14 protein-coding genes and 1 tRNA gene are annotated in these 18,309 nt (G+C 65.4%); 5 read left to right on the top strand and 10 right to left on the bottom strand.

Annotation, left to right across the window (positions count from 1 at the left end; translation table 11 throughout):
- Positions 1–137: 137 nt before the first annotated feature.
- The 3 genes from ACUSIJ_RS00395 to ACUSIJ_RS00385 all read right to left on the bottom strand — a co-directional run bounded on the left by ACUSIJ_RS00395 (position 138) and on the right by ACUSIJ_RS00385 (position 4,967).
- Complete coding sequence (locus tag ACUSIJ_RS00395; protein WP_449306370.1) at positions 138–1,901, bottom strand: acyl-CoA dehydrogenase C-terminal domain-containing protein; 1,764 nt, start codon at positions 1,899–1,901, stop codon at positions 138–140.
- 224 nt (positions 1,902–2,125) lie between these two features.
- The gene (locus ACUSIJ_RS00390) at positions 2,126–3,808 is read right to left on the bottom strand and encodes an electron transfer flavoprotein-ubiquinone oxidoreductase (RefSeq protein WP_449306369.1); all 1,683 of its coding nucleotides are present in this window, start codon (positions 3,806–3,808) and stop codon (positions 2,126–2,128) included.
- Between the two features lie 370 nt (positions 3,809–4,178).
- A complete protein-coding gene (locus tag ACUSIJ_RS00385; protein WP_449306368.1) occupies positions 4,179–4,967 on the bottom strand; it encodes a TetR/AcrR family transcriptional regulator in 789 nt (262 codons plus the stop codon).
- A 296-nt stretch (positions 4,968–5,263) separates the two neighbouring features.
- Between ACUSIJ_RS00385 and ACUSIJ_RS00380 the strand changes: the two genes are divergently transcribed.
- The 3 genes from ACUSIJ_RS00380 (at position 5,264) to ACUSIJ_RS00370 (ending at position 8,220) form a co-directional block, all read left to right on the top strand.
- Positions 5,264–5,845 carry a YqaA family protein gene (locus tag ACUSIJ_RS00380; protein ID WP_449306367.1) on the top strand — a complete coding sequence of 194 codons (582 nt, stop codon included), beginning with the start codon at positions 5,264–5,266 and terminating at the stop codon, positions 5,843–5,845.
- Positions 5,846–5,871: 26 nt separating this feature from the next.
- Positions 5,872–6,405: a disulfide bond formation protein B gene (locus ACUSIJ_RS00375; protein ID WP_449306366.1), complete on the top strand. Its 534-nt coding sequence runs from the start codon at positions 5,872–5,874 to the stop codon at positions 6,403–6,405.
- Between the two features lie 672 nt (positions 6,406–7,077).
- Entirely contained in the window at positions 7,078–8,220 is a 1,143-nt protein-coding gene (locus ACUSIJ_RS00370) for an FkbM family methyltransferase (protein ID WP_449306365.1), read from the top strand.
- A 142-nt stretch (positions 8,221–8,362) separates the two neighbouring features.
- On the opposite strand, the gene ACUSIJ_RS00365 is transcribed toward ACUSIJ_RS00370, so the two are convergent.
- The 6 genes from ACUSIJ_RS00365 to ACUSIJ_RS00340 all read right to left on the bottom strand — a co-directional run bounded on the left by ACUSIJ_RS00365 (position 8,363) and on the right by ACUSIJ_RS00340 (position 14,854).
- A tRNA-Glu gene (locus ACUSIJ_RS00365) sits at positions 8,363–8,438 on the bottom strand.
- A gap of 139 nt (positions 8,439–8,577) precedes the next feature.
- Positions 8,578–10,269, bottom strand: coding sequence for a single-stranded-DNA-specific exonuclease RecJ (recJ, locus tag ACUSIJ_RS00360; RefSeq protein ID WP_449306658.1), 1,692 nt, complete (start codon positions 10,267–10,269; stop codon positions 8,578–8,580).
- 305 nt (positions 10,270–10,574) lie between these two features.
- Complete coding sequence (gene glpX / locus ACUSIJ_RS00355; RefSeq protein WP_449306364.1) at positions 10,575–11,573, bottom strand: class II fructose-bisphosphatase; 999 nt, start codon at positions 11,571–11,573, stop codon at positions 10,575–10,577.
- Positions 11,574–11,653: 80 nt separating this feature from the next.
- Positions 11,654–12,976 carry a homoserine dehydrogenase gene (locus ACUSIJ_RS00350; RefSeq protein WP_449306363.1) on the bottom strand — a complete coding sequence of 441 codons (1,323 nt, stop codon included), beginning with the start codon at positions 12,974–12,976 and terminating at the stop codon, positions 11,654–11,656.
- A gap of 30 nt (positions 12,977–13,006) precedes the next feature.
- On the bottom strand, positions 13,007–14,224 hold the full coding sequence (locus tag ACUSIJ_RS00345) for an LL-diaminopimelate aminotransferase (protein ID WP_449306362.1): 1,218 nt from the start codon (positions 14,222–14,224) through the stop codon (positions 13,007–13,009).
- A 270-nt stretch (positions 14,225–14,494) separates the two neighbouring features.
- Positions 14,495–14,854 (bottom strand): hypothetical protein, encoded by a 360-nt coding sequence (locus tag ACUSIJ_RS00340; protein ID WP_449306361.1) that lies wholly within the window; start codon positions 14,852–14,854, stop codon positions 14,495–14,497.
- Positions 14,855–15,048: 194 nt separating this feature from the next.
- Between ACUSIJ_RS00340 and phaC the strand changes: the two genes are divergently transcribed.
- The gene (gene phaC / locus ACUSIJ_RS00335; protein WP_449306360.1) at positions 15,049–16,857 is read left to right on the top strand and encodes a class I poly(R)-hydroxyalkanoic acid synthase; all 1,809 of its coding nucleotides are present in this window, start codon (positions 15,049–15,051) and stop codon (positions 16,855–16,857) included.
- A gap of 115 nt (positions 16,858–16,972) precedes the next feature.
- Positions 16,973–17,284 carry a BrnA antitoxin family protein gene (locus ACUSIJ_RS00330; RefSeq protein ID WP_449306359.1) on the top strand — a complete coding sequence of 104 codons (312 nt, stop codon included), beginning with the start codon at positions 16,973–16,975 and terminating at the stop codon, positions 17,282–17,284.
- Between the two features lie 4 nt (positions 17,285–17,288).
- Here the strand turns inward: ACUSIJ_RS00330 and argC are convergent, their stop codons facing one another.
- A complete protein-coding gene (argC, locus tag ACUSIJ_RS00325) occupies positions 17,289–18,257 on the bottom strand; it encodes an N-acetyl-gamma-glutamyl-phosphate reductase (RefSeq protein ID WP_449306358.1) in 969 nt (322 codons plus the stop codon).
- Positions 18,258–18,309 lie beyond the last annotated feature (52 nt).

Here is an 18,309-nt window from a genome sequence, read left to right as displayed (position 1 = left end):
GTCCTGACGGCGGATCCGGTTCGGTAATGTTGGGGAGGGGCTTTGCCCCTCCTTTTTGTTGCCGGGCAGCCAACTCTTTATTTTAACGCGTTTTCTTACGCGAACTGGTGTCCGCTCCGCTTGAAAAACGCTGTCGTTCAGAATGCGTCCGAAGGGAGCGCCGTGATCGGCTGCGCGCCGGCCGCAAGCGCGCGATCGAGCCCGTGGACCTGCGGCAGGACGCGCGCTACGAAGAAGCGTGCGACTTGGAGCTTGTTCCGGTGCAGCGCCGATGCCTCGGCCTTCGCTGCCGCTACGCCGGCGATCCGCACCCAGATCCAGCCGAGCGATACCAGCGCGAAGAGCCGCAGATAGTCGGTCGCGGCCGCGCCCGGTGCGGCCGGATCGGCGGCGGCCTGCGCATGCAGGCGCTCGGTGGCGCGTTGCAGCAGGGTGAAGGCCTCTCGCACCGGTTCCGCGATATCGGCGATGTCGCTGTCTGCTGCGGCGAGATCGGCTTCGATCAGGCCGAAGAAGTGCTTCGGCAGGGCGCCGTCGTCGATAGAGAGCTTGCGCCCGACGAGATCGGCCGCCTGCACGCCGTTGGTGCCCTCGTAGATCTGGGCGATGCGCGCGTCGCGCACGAACTGTTCCATGCCCCATTCGTGAATGTAGCCGTGGCCGCCGAACACCTGCTGCGCCAGCACCGCGCCCTCGAAGCCGAGATCGGTGAAGGCCGCCTTGACGACCGGCGTCAGCAGCGCGACGTTGCCGTCCGCGATGGCGCGCTCCGCCGGGTCGGCAAGGCCGGCGGCCTTGTCCATCTCCAGCGCCGTCCAGATGGCGAGCCCGCGCGCGGCCTCGACGAACGAGCGCACGGTGAGCAGCATCTTGCGCACGTCGGCATGCTCGATGATTGGCACGAGCGGCGTCTTGCCGTCGGCCGCGCGGCCCTGCAGGCGCTCCCTGGCGTAGCGGGCGGCCTTCTGGTAGGCGGCGTCGGCGATGCCGAGCCCCTGGATGCCGACGAAGAGCCGCTCCGCGTTCATCATGGTGAACATGGCGGCAAGACCCTTGTTGGGCTCGCCCACCAGCCAGCCGACGGCGCCGTCGTAGTTCATGACGCAGGTTGGCTGGGCATGGATGCCCATCTTCTTCTCCAGCGAGCCGACCGAGAACGTGTTGCGCTCAGCCAGCGAGCCATCCTCATGGACGAGGAACTTCGGCACCAGGAACAGGCTGATGCCCTTGACGCCGCTGGGGGCGTCGGGCAGGCGGGCGAGCACCAGATGGATGATGTTGCCACCGAAGTCGTGATCGCCCGACGAGATGAAGATCTTGCTGCCGGTCACCTTGTAGGAGCCGTCGGCCTGGGGCTCGGCCTGGGTCTTGAGGAGCCCCAGATCGGTGCCGGCCCCGGCCTCGGTGAGCGCCATGGCGCCGGTCCACTCGCCGCTGATCATTTTCGGCAGGTAGGTCGCCTTCAGCTCGTCGCTGGCGTGATGGCCGATGGCCTCGGTCGCGCCGCGCGTCAGCCCGGGGAACAGGCCGAACGACAGGTTCGAGGCCGACAGCAACTCGTCCGCCATGATCTGCAGCACGCGCGGCAATCCCTGCCCGCCGTATGCGGGATCGCCCGACAACCCCGACCACCCCGCTTCCGCGAAGGTGCGATAGGCCTCGGCAAATCCTTTCGGCGTGTGCACCGCGCCATTGACGAGACGGCTGCCCTCCTCGTCGCCGGACAGGTTGAGCGGCTGAATGGTTTCGGCGAAGAACCGGCCCGCCTCCTCCAGAATGCTGGCGGCGAAACCGGCGTCGACCTCTGCGAACGCGGGCAGCGTGGCAGCCAGGTCGTCGATGGCGAACACCTCGGACAATAAGAAGGCGATGTCGTCGATTGGCGGCGTATAGTCGGACATGGCAGGCGCTCCTGATCGGTATTATTCGGGAATGGATTAGCAGGTGTCCTCCGTTCCCGACTATGCGTCATATCAAGCAACGGGAGAAGAGGCACACGTGAATTCGCGTTTTCCCATGCACCAATAGTTTGTGCCGCATGGAGCGTCGGCATCGGTTACGGATGATCCTTTTTATTCGTCGTCATTTTATTATAGGAAATTCATCCGCATACGATGCCTGCGGCCTACATGTTCGGATAGTTCGGGCCGCCGCCGCCTTCCGGCGGCACCCAGGTGATGTTCTGCGCCGGGTCCTTGATGTCGCAGGTCTTGCAGTGCACGCAGTTCTGCGCGTTGATGACGAAGCGCGGATCGGTGCGTGTCTCCTCGTCGGCGTAGACAACCTCGTAGACGCCGGCCGGGCAGTAGAGCCGTGCCGGCTCGCCATAGAGCGGCAGGTTGCGGGCGATCGGAATCGACGGATCGGTCAGCTTGAGATGGGCCGGCTGGTCCTCCTCGTGCGCGGTGTTCGAGATGAACACGGACGAGAGCTTGTCGAAGGTCAGGACGCCGTCGGGCTTGGGGTAGGTGAGGGGTTTCACCTTGTCGATGGGCTTGAGCGAATCCGCATCGCGCTTCCTGTGGCGCAGCGTGCCGAAGGGAGAAAGGCCCGTCAGCGTGTTGATCCACATGTCGATGCCGCCGAGCGCGATGCCGAGGAATGTGCCGAAGCGCGACCACAGCGGCTTGACGTTGCGCACCGGCCTGAGGTCCCGGCCGATGCTCGACGTGCGCCAGCCGTCCTCGTAATCCTGCAGCACGTCATTGGCCCGCCCCGCCGCCAGCGCCGCGACGACCGACTCCCCCGCCAGCATGCCCGAGGCGATGGCGTTGTGGCTGCCCTTGATGCGCGGCACGTTGACGAAGCCCGCCGCGCAGCCGACGAGCGCGCCGCCGGGAAAGGCCAGCGTCGGCACCGACTGCCAGCCGCCCTCGGTGATGGCACGCGCGCCGTAGGACAGGCGCTTGCCGCCCTCGAACGTCTCGCGGATCATCGGATGCGTCTTGAAGCGCTGGAACTCGTCGAAGGGCGACAGTGTCGGGTTGCTGTAGTCGAGGTGGACGACGAAGCCCACGGCAACCAGATTGTCCTCGAAATGATACAGGAAGGAGCCGCCGCCGGTGCCGGCATCGAGCGGCCAGCCGAAGCTGTGCTGCACCAGCCCCGGACGGAACCTCGACGGATCGACCTGCCACAGCTCCTTGAGGCCGATGCCGAATTTCTGCGGCGAGCGATTCCCGTCGAGCCCGAAGCGGGCGATGAGCTCCTTCGTCAGGCTGCCGCGCGCGCCCTCGGCGAACAGCGTGTACTTGCCCCGCAATTCCATGCCGCGCGTATAGTCGGCGCGGTGCTCGCCGTGGCGGTCGATGCCCATGTCGCCGGTGGCGATGCCCGCCACCTCGCCGTTGTCGCCGTAGAGAACCTCGGCGGCGGCGAAGCCCGGATAGATCTCGACGCCGAGCGCCTCGGCGCGCGCGGCCAGAAAGCGCGTCACGTTGCCGAGCGAGCCGATGAAGTTGCCGTCGTTGTGCATCAGAGGCGGCATGAGGATATTGGGCAGCCGGATGCCGCCGGAAGGGCCGAGCAGATAGAAATGGTCGGCCTCGACCTGCGTCGTCAGCGGGCGGTCCGCCGCCTCGCGCCAGTCGGGCAGGAGCGCGTCGAGGCCGGAGGGGTCGATCACCGCGCCGGAGAGAATATGCGCGCCGACTTCCGATCCCTTCTCGACAACGACGACGCTGATCTCGGAACCGCTTTCCTCGGCGAGTTGCCTGATACGGATCGCCGCAGCCAGACCCGCCGGCCCGGCGCCCACGATCACCACATCGAAATCCATCGATTCGCGGCTGTCGCCCGCATCCGTCATCGTCTTCCTCTCCCAAACCCTCAGGCGCGCGATAGAGCGGCGGACAGAAAACCGGAGTCACGCCACCGTTCCATCGCTTTGTATATGCATCAGATTTATCCGGAAAACGGTATCCGTCCCCCGGATCGACGTCCCAGCCGCAGGCATAACGGAGCGGTCACCGTGGCCAAACAACTGTTTGGTGACTAGGTCAAACCAGAAGCCCGAGGCGTCGTCAAGCCCTGCGATGGGGCCTGTCGGCGACGAAGTTGAATGAATTCCAAATTGGAATCAACGGCGAAATCGCCGGGCACGGGCGTTGTTGCGGCACTGGGCCGCGCCCAGCGTGCCAAAGGAGCCGGCCGGCCCCGCGAGGTTTTGCGGGGCACGCTTACTCCGGGCCGGGGCCGGCGCCGGTTTCATGGCGGAAGATGGCGACGATCTGGCGGCCGATTTCGGCGGGCGTCATGCGTCCCGGCCGATACCAGGCGCTGACGGAGTTGATCAGGCTCAGCAGCAGCACGCGATAGAGCGATGCGTCGATGTGGGCGGGCAGGGGCAGGCTGTCCACGAGCTCCACATAGGCTTTTTCGAACACGTCGCGCCGCGCGATCAGCTTCTCGAGGATCTCCGGCGGCACGTTGCGGAAATCGGTGAGGAAGGGTATCGCCACGACATCGGGATCGAGCTGGATTTCGAGCTGGCGCACGCACGCGGCCTCGAGGCGCGTCCAGGGGTCGTCCAGCCCCACGATCGCCTCGGCGATCTGCTCGGAGGCATGCTGCAGCGCAAAGTCGTGCACCGCGACGAACAGCTCCTCCTTGGAGCGGACGTGGTGATAGAGCGATCCGCCCAGCAGTCCCACGCGCTCGGCGATGTCGCGCATGGAGGTGGCGAGGTAGCCGCGTTCGGCGAACAGGATGGCCGCTGCCTGAATGATGTCGTGATACCGATCGCCCGGCGCGCCCTCCGGAATACGCCTCGCCGCGCGCTGCTGGCGGCCGATCGGGAGGACCTGCGTCTTGGTGTCACGCGGCTTCGCCTCGTGGGTGCCGGCCTCGTGGGTGCCGGCCTCATGGGTGCCGGCCTCATGATCTCCGGCTTCATGGGCTTTGGCTTCACGGGCGTTGGCGTCCGTTTTTACGTTCTCGTCCTTGGCTGTCACGTGTTCCTCGTTCATCCGTCCCCCGGGGAGCAGCCAGCGCGTTCCGTCCGACGCATTCCGTCGTCGAATGCATTCCGCCTTGGGGCGGTCGCCCGTTGCCGACTGGATATCGTCTTGCCCGGCCGTGCGTCAAATCGACGGGTTGCCGTCAATCGGCGGTTGTTCTGGCGCGGGAGGTATGCGAGACCCATGGCGCAAAAATAGCCGGATATCGTCGCGGCGGAAACCGGACATCCACGATTCGCCCGTAACGTATCGCGGATGTCCGCGAAACGCGGGCGCTGTGGTGTGCAGTTTCTGATTGGATCGTCATGTTCCGCCGTCTCTATGATTGGATCATCTCTCTCGCCGCCAGTCCCCATGCCGTGTGGGCGCTCGCGGCGGTGTCCTTTGCGGAGAGCTCCTTCTTTCCCGTGCCGCCCGACGTGCTGCTGCTGCCCATGGCGCTGTCGCGGCCCGACCGGGCGCTGTTCTATGCCGGTGTCTGCACGATCTCCTCGGTGCTCGGCGGCGTGGCGGGATACGCGATCGGCGCGCTTCTGTACGACTCCCTCGGCCAGTGGCTGATTGCCGCATACGGCTATGGCGACAATGTCGAGGCGTTCCGGCAGGCCTACGCGCAGTACGGCGAATGGATCATCCTCATCAAGGGCGTGACGCCGATTCCTTATAAACTGGTGACGATCACGTCCGGCTTCGCCGGCTACGACATCGTCTGGTTCACGGTGTTGTCATTGATTACCCGCGGCCTGCGGTTTTATCTTCTGGCCGGCTTGCTGCATCGTTACGGCAACCCGATCCGCGAGATCGTCGAACGGCATTTCGGCCTTGTCATCGGCGTGCTGGCGGTTTTCGTGGTGGCCGGTTTCGCGGCGGTGAAGTTCGTATTCTGAAATTCGTAGTTTGAGAGTGATGCCCAATGGGTTTGCTGGATGACGGCCTGTCGTGGCTCAATGGAGACGCCGGGCGTTTCCGGGCCGCGGTCCTCGTGCTCGCGGCTGCGGTTCTGGCGCTCGCGGGCGCGTATTATTTCCAATACGTGCTGAAGCTGCCGCCGTGCCAGCTCTGCCTCATCCAGCGCTGGCCGTTCTACGCCGCCATCCCCGCATCCGCCGCCGCCGCGTGGACGCATCAGCGCGCGCCCACCGCCTCGCGGCTCCTGCTCGCCCTCGTCGGGCTCGGCTTCCTGGCGGGCGCGGGCGTCGCGGTCTATCATGCCGGCGTGGAGTGGCAATTCTGGCCGGGGCCTGAAAGCTGCTCCGGCTCCTTCACGGTTGCGAGCGACGCCGACGAGTTCCTGCAGCGCCTGCAGAAGGTGCAGATCGTGAGCTGCAGCGAGGCGGCCTGGCGCTTCGCCGGCCTGTCGCTGGCGGGCTGGAACGTGCCGATCTCGCTCGGCCTCGCGCTCATCGCGCTCCTCGGCGTCTGCGCCGGGCGGAGCAGGCGGGACTGACCGGACGGCCATCATGCCGGGCCGCGGAGGCCGCGGGCGAGGCTGCCCCCGACATTCCCGTCTATGGCCCGCCTGCATCATGGGGTCAGTTGGACGTAGCCTGAAGACAGTCGGACGGGGCAGTGCCCAGCGTCCCAACGGCGGTCCACCGTCGGGCCCGCCCGCCTCACAAACGCATCTCCAATCACGTTCCATAACGTGGCTTATCGGCACAGCGTCGCGCTTCACGCACCGGCGGCATGAGCGGCTTCCGGCCTGTCCATGCCGGTTTCTGTGCGGCACATGGAAGAACCGAGAGCGCACCCCTACCGCGCGAAGGCTGCCGCTGCCTGTCACGCCGGCACGGAAGGCCAGCGTGGCTGCAAGCGAGCGATGAGTCGAGACGCTCGCAGACATTCATCTTGTCGCTTTCGCATGTCCCATGCTCAACCGAGACGCGATATCGACAATAGGTTCATAGTGGTCGCAACCATATGTATCAGTACTTTAGGCGGTTTCGTGAGGATCACTTATACAGAATGTCCTGACCGGCAGATGCAAATGAGTGTAGAGTATATATTCTAGCTAGATTTGTTGTAGCGCACAGGTTACATAGGTCCGTGACGTTCGTATCCGGGAGCCTATTGCCAACAAAGATTCTGTATCATCCGTGGTGTGCGATGGAGATTGAGCGTGGCCCTAAGTTCCGCAAAGACCTACCTCGCCACTCACTTGCGGAGATTGCTTGACGTTGCGTTGCAGGACAAGCTCGCGCGTTTTGAAGCGCTGAACGGCCAGCTTGAAAGCACGGCGGCGGAGATGGCGCGGTTGCTCGCGGTGCATGAACAGCGGAAACAGACTGACTTGAATAGTGCTCCTTTCGACGCGGATTGGACTGACTGCGCTACGCCAGCGGACATATTCTGGTGCTTCAGATTGCTGCTTGGCCGACTGCCTAGCGCGGAAGAATGGCAAAGCCATATGACCAGGTCCGGTGCAAACTTGGCCGACGTCGTCAAATCCTATCTTGGCTCGCTCGAGTTTTCTCATCGGCAACTGGTGGAGAAATCAACCCTTCAGGATATCCAGGCAGCTTCCATCAACGGTACGACGATATATGCCCCGCCTCGTGATCCTGTCATCGGGAAAGCAGTGATCGAGGGGCAATACGAGCCAGAGATCGTGTCTTTATTCCAGGAATACGTAAAGCAAGGCATGAACGTTGTGGATATTGGCGCCAATATTGGCTATTTTTCAATTATTTCCGCTGACATCGTGGGGTCCTCGGGACATGTGCTCGCCGTAGAGCCGAACTCGGAAAATGCTAAATTACTTGAGATCAGCAGGCGGGCCAATGGTTTCGAACATCTGGAGATCGCGCTGATGGCAGCCAGCAATAGAAACGGGCTCCTGATCTTGAACGCCGGCGAGTCTAATGGCACAACGGCTACTCTATCTAACAATCCCGATTTACTTAAAAATGCAACACTTGTGCCATCAATTCGGCTGGATGATCTGATTCCGCGTTCCAGGAGAATTGATTTCGTGAAAATCGATGTCGAGGGTGCGGAGAAATTGGCACTTTCTGGTATGATCGAGACCTTATCCCTGCATAAGCCGATAATAGTCAGCGAGTTCAGCCCGCTTGCCCTGCCCTATTTTTCAGGGTGTACAGGGGAGGAATATCTCGGTTTCCTAGCCGACCTTGGTTACGCAATTTCGGTCGTCGCGCCAAATGGGGAACGGATCAGTCACAACGGCGATATTGAAGCTATCATGTCGGCTTTCCGGGCGCGCGGAAGCGATCATATCGATATTTTGGCGGAACCTACATGATATGATATTTGAGCTAAACATCTTTCGCGCGCGCTATATTGCCACCCGGCAGGTACGTTTTGGGGTACACATGCAGGTACGCGCCGGGAAAATTCGTCCGGGATTTACCTAAAAATCGACGCCTTAAGCGTATGATTGAAAATGGCGCGCCCAAGGGGACTCGAACCCCTGTTTTCGCCGTGAAAGGGCGACGTCCTAGACCGCTAGACGATGGGCGCAACAACCGTTGCCGGCAAGTGGCGTGACCTATAGAGAGGTTCGTCCGATCCCGCAAGGGGTGTTTTGGTTTTTCGGGGTTTTCCACATTCCGGGTCCAATCGCCGACGTCCAGACCCTATCCATGGTCACTAACAGCCCCTAGCCCGCGCGGCAGATGTCGAGAAGGCGCAGGCTCACCTGGGTGCGGCCGCCCCAGCTGTCCAGCGCGAGCGTGCCGGCCGCGTGCACGGGCTGCCCCTTCATGGCGAGAAGCGCCTGCCCCAGCGGCTGGTCGGCGGCGCGGAACACCATGCCGCCGAGCGACGCGCCGTCGCCGGCGCGCAGGCGGATGCGGACATGGTTGGCGCCGACCACCGACGCTTCCGTCAGCAAATGGCCGCCGAAGGCGAACACGGGCTCGGGATTGGCGGAGCCGAAAGGCCCGGCGCGCGTGACGCTCGCCACCAGATCCGGCGATGCGCCGCCGGCGGTGAGCGCCGCGTCGATGCCGAGCGCCTCGCCCACATCCGTCCGCGCCACATCGTCCGCCAGAATGGCGGCGAGCCGGTCCGCGAAACGCTGCAATTCGCCGGGGGCGAGCGTGACGCCCGCCGCCATGGCGTGGCCGCCGCCCTTGACGGCGACGCCCTCCTCCACCGTCCGGCGCACGGCCCGGCCGATATCGACGCCGGGAACCGAACGCCCCGAGCCGGTGGCGCCGCCCAGATCGTTGATCGCAAAGGCGAAAGCGGGGCGGCTGAAGCGCTCGCGCATGCGGGCCGCGACGAGCCCGACGACACCTGGATGCCAGTCAGGCGAGCCGACGACCAGCACGGCCGGATCGCGCTCGTCGCGCTGGCGATCGGCCATGGCGACCGCCTCCTCGACCGCGAGCCGCTCCACGACCTGCCTGTCGCTGTTGAGATTGTTGAGTTCGGCCGCGATCCGCGCCGCCTCGAGCGTGTCGCGGGTCATCAGCAGGCTCGCGCCCAGGGCTGAATCGCCGATGCGGCCGCCCGCGTTGATGCGCGGCCCGAGCAGGAAGCCGAGATGCCACGCCTCCGGCGGGCCGGAGAGGCCGGAGGCGTCGATCAACGCGGTGAGGCCCACGCGCCGGCGCTGGCGCATGATCGCAAGCCCCTGCTGCACGAAGGCGCGGTTGAGGCCGACGAGCGGCACGACATCCGCGACCGTCGCCAGCGCGACCAGATCGAGGTCGCCGAGCAGATCGGGCATGCGCGCCGCGTCGCTCCAGAAGCCGCGCCGGCGCAGCTCGCGCTGGACCGCGACGAGCGTCATGAACACCACGCCCGCCGCGCACAGATAGCCGAGCCCGGACAGGTCGTCCTGCCGGTTGGGGTTGACGATGGCGTGCGCCGCGGGCAAGTCCGCCGTCGCCTGATGGTGGTCGAGCACCACGGCGTCCATGCCGAGCCGGGCGGCTTCCGCGAGCGGCTCATGGCTCGCCACGCCGCAGTCGACCGTCACCAGAAGCCGGCAGCCGGCCGCGTGCAGGTCGCGGATGGCGGCGACGTTGGGGCCGTAGCCGTCCACGATCCGGTCCGGAATACGCACGACGAACGGCGTTCCCGCAGCAGTGAGATAGGTGCCGACCAACGCCGCCGAGCAGGCGCCGTCGACATCGTAGTCGCCGAAGATCGCGACCTTTTCCCGGCGCTCGATCGCATCGGCGATGCGGGCGGACGCGGCTTCCATATCGGCGAGCACGGCGGGATCGGGCATCAGGTCGCGCAGGCGCGGCGCGAGGTAGCCCCCGGCGTCATCGGGCGCGATGCCGCGCGCGGCGAGCACCCGTGCCAGGATGTCGGGCAGGCCGTGCAACTGCACCATGGCGAGCGCCGCCGCGCGTTCCGCATCCGAGCAGCGGTCCCGCCAGGCGCGCCCCAGGACGGAACGGCTCACGCCCAGAAAATAATGCGTTTCGGAATAAGCGGCTTGAAGCACCTGAACCCGACCAGAACGAAGGTGGCAGAGTGAATCGCCATCCTGCCCTACTTCTTTGTTTTCGCGCAATCTTTTCCCGAAAGCTGCCTCCGCTTCCGGGGATCATGCGCCAGTCATCATCCTGAACGAGTCTATGGCGCCTGCCCCGGCATCGGCAACCCCGGGAAAGACGCTGTCCACTCCTGATCGGATCAGTCGAGATGGAACTTCGAGAAATCGCGGTGCTCGGCGCGGATGCGGCGTGCGGTGCCGGTAGCGGAGCGGTAGACGATGGTCTCCGTCTCGATCAGCTCCTGGCCGAAGCGCACGCCCGAAAGCAGCGCGCCGTCGGTCACGCCCGTGGCGGACACGACCACGTCGCCGGCGGCCAGCTCCTCGATGGAATACTTGCGGTTGGGATCGGTGATGCCCATCGCCTTCGCGCGTTCCCGCTTCTCCGGCGTATCGAGAATGAGCCGGGTCTGCATCTGGCCGCCGACACAGCGCAGCGCCGCCGCCGCGAGCACGCCCTCGGGCGCGCCGCCGGTGCCGATATAGATATCCACCCCGGTCTCGCCCGAGGTGGCGGTGAAGATCACGCCCGCGACATCGCCGTCGGTGATCAGGCGCACGGAAGCGCCCGTGCGGCGCACGCCGGCGATGATCTCGGCGTGGCGGGGTCGGTCGAGCACCAGCGCGGTGATCTCGGAGGGCTGGACGCCCTTGGCCTTCGCCAGCGCTTCGATGTTCTGCTCCGGCGTGGCGTCGAGGTCGATGACGCCCTGCGGGTAGCCGGGGCCGATGGCGATCTTCTGCATGTAGACGTCGGGCGCATAGAGCAGCGAGCCGCCCTCCGCCATGGCCATCACGGCGATGGCGCCCGGCATGTCCTTGGCGCACAGCGTGGTGCCCTCGAGCGGGTCGACGGCGATGTCGACCTTGGGGCCGGACTTGTTGCCGACCGTCTCGCCGATGAACAGCATCGGCGCCTCGTCGCGCTCGCCCTCGCCGATGACGACGGTGCCGTCGATCGACAGACGGTTCAGTTCGCGGCGCATGGCGTCCACCGCCGCCTGGTCCGCAGCCTTCTCATCTCCCTTGCCCCTCAGGCGCGCGGCCGAAACGGCAGCCCGCTCGGTCACACGAACGAGCTCCAGCGTCAAGATGCGGTCGATGTAGTGGCTGGCTTTCAATCCGCCTTCGTTGGACATGAGAAATCGCTCCTGAGGGTTGCATCCGGATGATCGGCACGGGCAGGCTCGGCGTTGCACTGGCCAGCAACGGCGAACACCTATTCGCGTTCGATACGGATGACCTGTGGCTTTTCGACGACATACCCCTCCGCAATCACCTTATCAACCGCCTTGCGGACGGCGGCCTCGGTGGTGGCATAGGTGATCACCACCACAGGCACCGGCGCGCCGGATCGCCCGGTAGGGTCGAGCTGGGCGGCGCTCTCGGAACGGTTCTGGATGATGCTCTCCAGCGAGATCTCCAGATCCGCGAAGCTGGTGACGATGGACGCCGCCGCGCCCGGCTTGTCGGCGACCGTGAGGCGGATGTAGTAACCGCCTTCGTGCCGCTTGATCGGCTCCTGAACGGCGCGCCCGAGCGTTGCCACCGGGCTGCCGAACGGCGGGCTGATGGCGCCGCGCGCGATGTCGGTGATGTCGGCGAGCACGGCGGAGGCCGTCGCGTCGCCGCCGGCGCCGGGGCCCGACAACGTCAGCTCGCCCACGGCGTCGCCCTGGATGGTGACGGCATTCGTCACGCCCATCACCCGCGCGATCGGCGAGTCGGAGGGCACCATGGTGGGATGCACGCGCTGCTCGATGCCGGAATCGGAGCGCTCCGCGACGCCCAGCAGCTTGATGCGGTAGCCGAGCTTCTTGGCCATGCGGATGTCGATGGCGTCGATCGATTCGATGCCCTCGACATAGACCGCGTCGATGTTCACCTCGACGCCGAAGGCGAGCGCCGTGAGGATGGTCAGCTTGTGCGCGGTGTCGTAGCCGCCGATGTCGAAGGTGGGGTCGGCTTCGGCGTAGCCCAGCTTCTGGGCCTGCTTCAGGCACTTGGCGAAGCTGTCCCCTTCCCGCTCCATGCGGGTCAGGATGTAGTTGCAGGTGCCGTTGAGGATGCCGTAGATGCGCGAGATGCTGTTGCCGGCAAGCCCTTCCTTCACCGTCTTGATGACCGGAATGCCCCCGGCGACCGATGCCTCGAAGGCGAGCGCCACGCCCTTTTCCTCGGCGAGGCCGGCGAGCGCCCGGCCATGATAGGCGATCAGCGCCTTGTTGGCGGTCACCACGGATTTGCCGGAAGCGAGCGCTGCTTCCACCGCCGCCTTGGCGGGGCCGTTCTCGCCGCCGATCAGTTCGACGAACAGATCGATGTCCGGCGAATGCGCCAGCGCGACCGGGTCATCGTACCACTCGACGCCGTCGAGGTCGACGCCGCGGTCGCGCCTCCTGTTGCGGGCGCTGACCGCGGTGACCTCGATGCGCCGACCCGTCCGGAGAGACAGGGTTTCGCGCTGCGAACCAAGAAGGCGGACGACGGAAGCGCCGACCGTGCCGAGGCCGGCGATGCCGACCCGTAAAACTTGCGCCATATCAGAACCGGGTGCGAGTGAGTACGTATCTCAGCGATGAGCTGCGAGCGGAACCACGTTGTGCAACGTTTTATCCGCGGTTTCAAGAAAACGTCGCAAATTACGGGCCGCTTGCCTGATACGCTGCTCGTTCTCGACCATGGCGATGCGCACATACTCGTCGCCGTGCTCGCCGAAACCGATGCCGGGAGCCACTGCGAGCTCGGCCTTTTCGACGAGCAGCTTGGAGAATTCCAGACTGCCCAGCGACCGGAACGGCTCGGGGATCTTCACCCATGCGAACATCGACGCGCGCGGCACCGGGATCGGCCAGCCGGCGCGGCCGAACGAATCGATCAGCACGTCGCGGCGGTGCTTGTAGGTGGCGCGCATCTCGTTGATGCAGTCGTCGGGCCCGTTGAGCGCCGCCGTCGCCGCCACCTGAACGGGCGTGAACGCGCCATAGTCGAGGTAGGATTTCACCCGCCCCAGCGCCGCGATCAGCCGCTCGTTGCCGACCGCGAAGCCGATGCGCCAGCCCGCCATCGAAAAGGTCTTCGACATCGAGGTGAACTCGACCGTCACATCCACCGCGCCGGGCACCTGCAGTACGGAGGGCGGCGGCTCGCCGTCGAAATAGACCTCGGCATAGGCGAGGTCCGAGAGCAGGATGAGCTCGTGCTTCTTCGCGAAGGCCACCAGATCCCGATAGAAATCGAGCGAGGCGACATAGGCGGTGGGGTTCGAGGGGTAGCACACCACGAGGGCGATCGGCTTCGGGATCGAATGCGCGACGGCTCTCTCCAGCGTGGGGAAGAACGCCGGCGTCGGCTCCGCCGGGAGGGAGCGGATGACGCCGCCCGCCATCAGGAAGCCGAAGGCGTGGATGGGATAGCTCGGGTTGGGCACCAGCACCACGTCGCCGGGCGCGGTAATGGCCTGCGCCATGTTGGCGAAGCCTTCCTTCGAGCCCAGCGTCGCGATGACCTGCGTTTCCGGGTTCAGCTTCACGCCGAAGCGGCGGTCGTAGTACGCCGCCTGGGCGCGACGCAGGCCGGCGATGCCGCGCGAGGCGGAATAGCGGTCTGTGCGCGGCTTGCCGACGGTTTCAACCAGCTTTTCGATGACATGCGCCGGCGCTGGCAGATCGGGGTTGCCCATGCCGAGATCGACGATATCGGCGCCTGCGGCTCGAGCTGCCGCCTTGGCGCGGTTGACCTGCTCGAACACATAGGGTGGAAGGCGCTTGATACGATGAAATTCGGTCATGGGTTGTTATTCCGGGGTTGATCGGGCTGCCGCGTCGATGCCGCAGCCGTGGAAACGCTCGTCTCGCTCGCCTGCGAGGTGCTGTCTCACGGCCTGTGCGTCACGCCAATGTGCGCCCTCAGCCGTAAAGGGACTGTTTATCATCGGCGCCGTTTTCTTGGAAATGTTTTCTTGCGATTGTTTTTCCGAAACAAACGGTCGCCCCCGCCCGCCCGCGCGCGACATTTCAACCGCGCGCCATCCGCCTTTCGCCGGCCTGGTGGGGCGCTCCTATTGCAGCGGCGGAATGACGGGCGGCTGGGCCATGGGCGTATTGCCCAGCGCCCGGGCGGTGGCGGCCTCGCTTTCGTTACGCGCACGCCTCTGGTCGAGGTCGGCCTTCAGCGCGTCGATTTCTTCCGCCGTCAGCGGGGCGTGCCCGCGATCCGGCGGCTTGACGCCGACCGGCCTGTAGTCGAGCTGCTCGGCGCGGGTGGCCTGGACGAAGTCGGCGGCCTCAGGCGTATCGGTGGCGAAGCCCGTCGCCTTCGCGACGCCGTGCACCGGCCCGTCGGCGGCGCATCCAGCACAGGTCAGCATGACGAACAGCAGTGCCGCCGCCTGCGACGATCGGCGCGGGATATCGTTCATGGATGGTGACTTTCGTGTCAAATGCGGCAACTTTCATGGTAAGCGTTGCGCCGGGGTCATCGCAACGAAGGCCAAGAAGGCTTATGACCTAAAAGAAGGCCCGTGTCCTATAAATTCCGATTGGCGGGGGCGGCAAGATCCTCCCGCTGTCACGGATGGAGGACCGCTTCGGTCTCGACGAGGAAACGAATAGTATGTCCAATAAAAGTGCAAACCCTCAGCCCGAATTTCCGATCCCCGATCTGGAGGTGTTATCGCACAACATGGCCAAGCTCGTCGAGGAAACCGGCAGGGCGACAGCCGCATTCCTGAAGCCCATCGAGACCGGGCGCGCGCCGCCCAAGGGCCCGGCCGACATTTCGGACATGGTCAGGACGCTGGGGTTGCTTGCCGAACAATGGATCTCGTCCCCCGAGAAGATCATAGAGGCGCAGATGAGCCTCGCCAACGGCTTCATCGATCTGTGGGCGTCGACCTTCAAGCGCCTCAACGGCGAGGAGGTCCAGCCGGTGGCGAGCCCCCGCCCCGGCGACAGGCGCTTTCGCAGCGACGACTGGCAGGAGCATCCCGTCTACGATTTTCTCAAGCAGGTCTACCTCATCACCAGCGCCTGGGCCGACAACCTCGTCGAGGGCGCCGTGGGACTCGACGAGGAGACGCGCCGCAAGGCCCGCTTCTACGTGAAGCAGATTTCGAGCGCCCTCTCCCCCACCAATTTCCTCGCCACCAATCCCGACGTCCTGCGCGAGACCATCAAGGAAAACGGCGCCAACCTCGTGCGCGGCATGCGCATGCTGGCCGAGGACATCGCGGCCGGCAACGGCGAGCTCAAGATCCGCCAGACGCCGCCAAACGCTTACAAGGTCGGCACCGACCTCGCCACGACGCCGGGCAAGGTCGTCTTCCGCAACGACCTGTTCGAGCTGATCCAGTATTCCCCCGCGACGCCGCAGGTGCTCAAGCGCCCGGTGCTGCTGGTGCCGCCGTGGATCAACAAATACTACATCCTCGACCTCACCCCGGAGAAATCGTTCATCAAATGGACGGTGGAACAGGGCGCGACCCTGTTCTGCATCTCGTGGGTCAACCCGGACGCCTCGCTCGCCGAGAGGGATTTCGAGGACTACATGCGCGAGGGCCTGCTCGAGGCCATCGACGTCGTGCTGAAGGCGACCGGCGAGAAGAGCCTCGCGGCGGTCGGCTATTGCGTCGGCGGAACGCTGCTCGCGATGACCCAGGCCTATCTCCAGACCAACGGCGACCGGCGCATCGACAGCCTCACCCTGCTCACCGCCCAGATCGATTTCAACCGGGCCGGCGACCTCAAGGTGTTCATCGACGACGACCAGCTCATGCGGCTCGAGGAGCGCATGGCCGAGAACGGCTATCTGGAGGGCATCGTCATGGCCGGCGCGTTCAATGCGCTGCGCCCCAACGATCTGATCTGGCCGTACATCATCAACGTCTACCTCAAGGGCCAGTCGCCTTTCCCTTTCGATCTGCTGCACTGGAATTCCGATTCCACCCGCATGACCTGCGCGAACCACTCCTACTACCTGCGCAAGTTCTATCTGGAAAACGCCTTCGCGCGCGGCGAGCTGAAGATCGGCGGCGTCAGGCTCAATCCCAAGAAGATCACCGTTCCGGTTTATGAGCTGGCGACGCGCGAGGACCATATCGCACCCGCTGAATCGGTGTTCATCGGCGCCAAGCTGCTCGGCGGGCCGGTCCGGTTCGTGCTGTCGGGCTCGGGGCACATAGCCGGCGTCGTCAACCCGCCCGACCGCCGCAAGTATCAGTACTGGACGTCGGATCTGCCGCTCTACGGCGAACTCGACGGCTGGCTGTCGTCGGCGAACGAGCATCCGGGATCGTGGTGGCCGGACTGGTTCGGCTGGCTCGAGGCGCAGGCGCCCGAGCGCGTCCCGGCGCGCGATCCCGCCAAGGGCAAGTTCAAGCCCCTCGCCGACGCGCCGGGCGCTTACGTGCTGGCGCAGTCGTAGGCGTCACGGGAACCGGCTGATGGCACAATTGCCATTGTGTTCGCCCTTCTCGGCACCGAGGGTATTTCGGTGATCTCGATGCGGCTGGCCAGTGCAAGTGAATGGAGGCTTCTCGATGACCGTGAAGCATAAGACAAGAGCCGCCTCCGAGGAAGGGCACGGCTACACCAAGGAAGATTGGGACTCCGTTGACAGCCCGGAAGCGACGGACGAACAGCTTGCCCAGGCCCGCCCCTTCGCCGAGGCGTTCCCCGAGCTTGCCGCCGAGACCCGGAAGAACCTCGGCGGGCGGTCGACGTCGGCCAATCCCAAGCAGGCGATCAGCATCCGCCTCGATCGGGACGTGATCGCCGCCTTCAAGGCGCAGGGCGAGGGTTGGCAGTCGCGGATCAACGAGGCGCTGCGAAAGGCCGCCGGGCTTAGCTGATGGCCTACACCCCCAGCATCAGCCGCAGGTTCTGCACCGCCGCGCCCGAGGCACCCTTGCCGAGGTTGTCGAGGCGCGCCACCACCACGGCCTGCCGCTGCGCCTCGTTGGCGAAGACGTGGATGCCGAGCGTGTTGGTGTTGTTGAGCGCCAGTGCCTCTATGCGGCCCGGCGTCTGCGGGTCGTCGAGCGGCGCGACCGTCACCGTGCCGCCGTCCGCCGCGCTTCCTTGGCCGTAATGGCGCGCGAGCGCGGCATGCAGATCGGCGGCGGCGGGCTTTTCCGGCAGTTCGTCCAGGAACAGCGGCAGGCTCACCAGCATGCCCTGGCGGAAATTGCCCACGGAGGGCACGAAGATCGGCCGGCGCGCCAGCAGGCCGTAGGCGACGATCTCGGGGATGTGCTTGTGCGCAAGGCCGAGGCCGTAGAGCTCGAACGCCGGCGCACGCCCGGCCTCGTAGTCCTCGATCATCGACTTGCCGCCGCCCGAATAGCCGCTGACCGCATTGATGCTGACGGGAAAATCGGCCGGCACGAGCCCCGCCTTCACCAGCGGCCGCAGCAGGGCGATGGCGCCCGTGGCGTAGCAGCCGGGGTTGGCGACATGGGATGCGGCGGCGATGGCCTCCGCCTGCCCTGCGTCGAGCTCGGGAAAGCCGTAGGTCCAGCCCTCGGCCACGCGGTGGGCGGTGCTGGCGTCGAGCACGCGCGGCGCGTCTCCGCCGAGCGAGGCGGCGAGCGCCACGGCCTCGCGCGCGGCGTCGTCCGGCAGGCAGAGGATGATCAGGTCGGCCGCGGCCATGAGTTCGCGCCGCGCGTCCGCATCCTTGCGCCGGGCGGGATCGATGCTGAGCACGTCGACGAGGCCGAGTTCGTCGAGGCGCGCGCGGATGCCGAGCCCGGTCGTGCCCGCCTCCCCGTCGATGAAGACGCGGGGCTTCGTGCCCGAGATGGTGGCTGATTGACCGGACATGGCTCTATCCTCGTTGAGACGACGAACGGCATTGATGCGCGTCTGCGCTCGA

The sequence above is a fragment of the Pseudochelatococcus sp. B33 genome, assembly GCF_053570585.1.
The sequence above is the reverse complement of the archived record's forward strand: the minus strand, read 5'-3'. Positions and strand labels throughout refer to the sequence as shown.

Bases quoted from the DNA above. Each gene is read 5' to 3' on its own strand.
- recJ (WP_449306658.1), bottom strand. From the start codon at position 10,269: ATGGTGCAGTTGCACGGCCTGCCCGACATCCTGGCACGGGTGCTCGCC.
- ACUSIJ_RS00395 (WP_449306370.1), bottom strand. From the start codon at position 1,901: ATGTCCGACTATACGCCGCCAATCGACGACATCGCCTTCTTATTGTCC.
- phaC (WP_449306360.1), top strand. From the start codon at position 15,049: ATGTCCAATAAAAGTGCAAACCCTCAGCCCGAATTTCCGATCCCCGAT.
- ACUSIJ_RS00385 (WP_449306368.1), bottom strand. From the start codon at position 4,967: ATGAACGAGGAACACGTGACAGCCAAGGACGAGAACGTAAAAACGGAC.
- argC (WP_449306358.1), bottom strand. From the start codon at position 18,257: ATGTCCGGTCAATCAGCCACCATCTCGGGCACGAAGCCCCGCGTCTTC.
- ACUSIJ_RS00340 (WP_449306361.1), bottom strand. From the start codon at position 14,854: ATGAACGATATCCCGCGCCGATCGTCGCAGGCGGCGGCACTGCTGTTC.
- ACUSIJ_RS00375 (WP_449306366.1), top strand. From the start codon at position 5,872: ATGGGTTTGCTGGATGACGGCCTGTCGTGGCTCAATGGAGACGCCGGG.
- ACUSIJ_RS00350 (WP_449306363.1), bottom strand. From the start codon at position 12,976: ATGGCGCAAGTTTTACGGGTCGGCATCGCCGGCCTCGGCACGGTCGGC.
- ACUSIJ_RS00380 (WP_449306367.1), top strand. From the start codon at position 5,264: ATGTTCCGCCGTCTCTATGATTGGATCATCTCTCTCGCCGCCAGTCCC.
- glpX (WP_449306364.1), bottom strand. From the start codon at position 11,573: ATGTCCAACGAAGGCGGATTGAAAGCCAGCCACTACATCGACCGCATC.
- ACUSIJ_RS00345 (WP_449306362.1), bottom strand. From the start codon at position 14,224: ATGACCGAATTTCATCGTATCAAGCGCCTTCCACCCTATGTGTTCGAG.
- ACUSIJ_RS00390 (WP_449306369.1), bottom strand. From the start codon at position 3,808: ATGACGGATGCGGGCGACAGCCGCGAATCGATGGATTTCGATGTGGTG.
- ACUSIJ_RS00330 (WP_449306359.1), top strand. From the start codon at position 16,973: ATGACCGTGAAGCATAAGACAAGAGCCGCCTCCGAGGAAGGGCACGGC.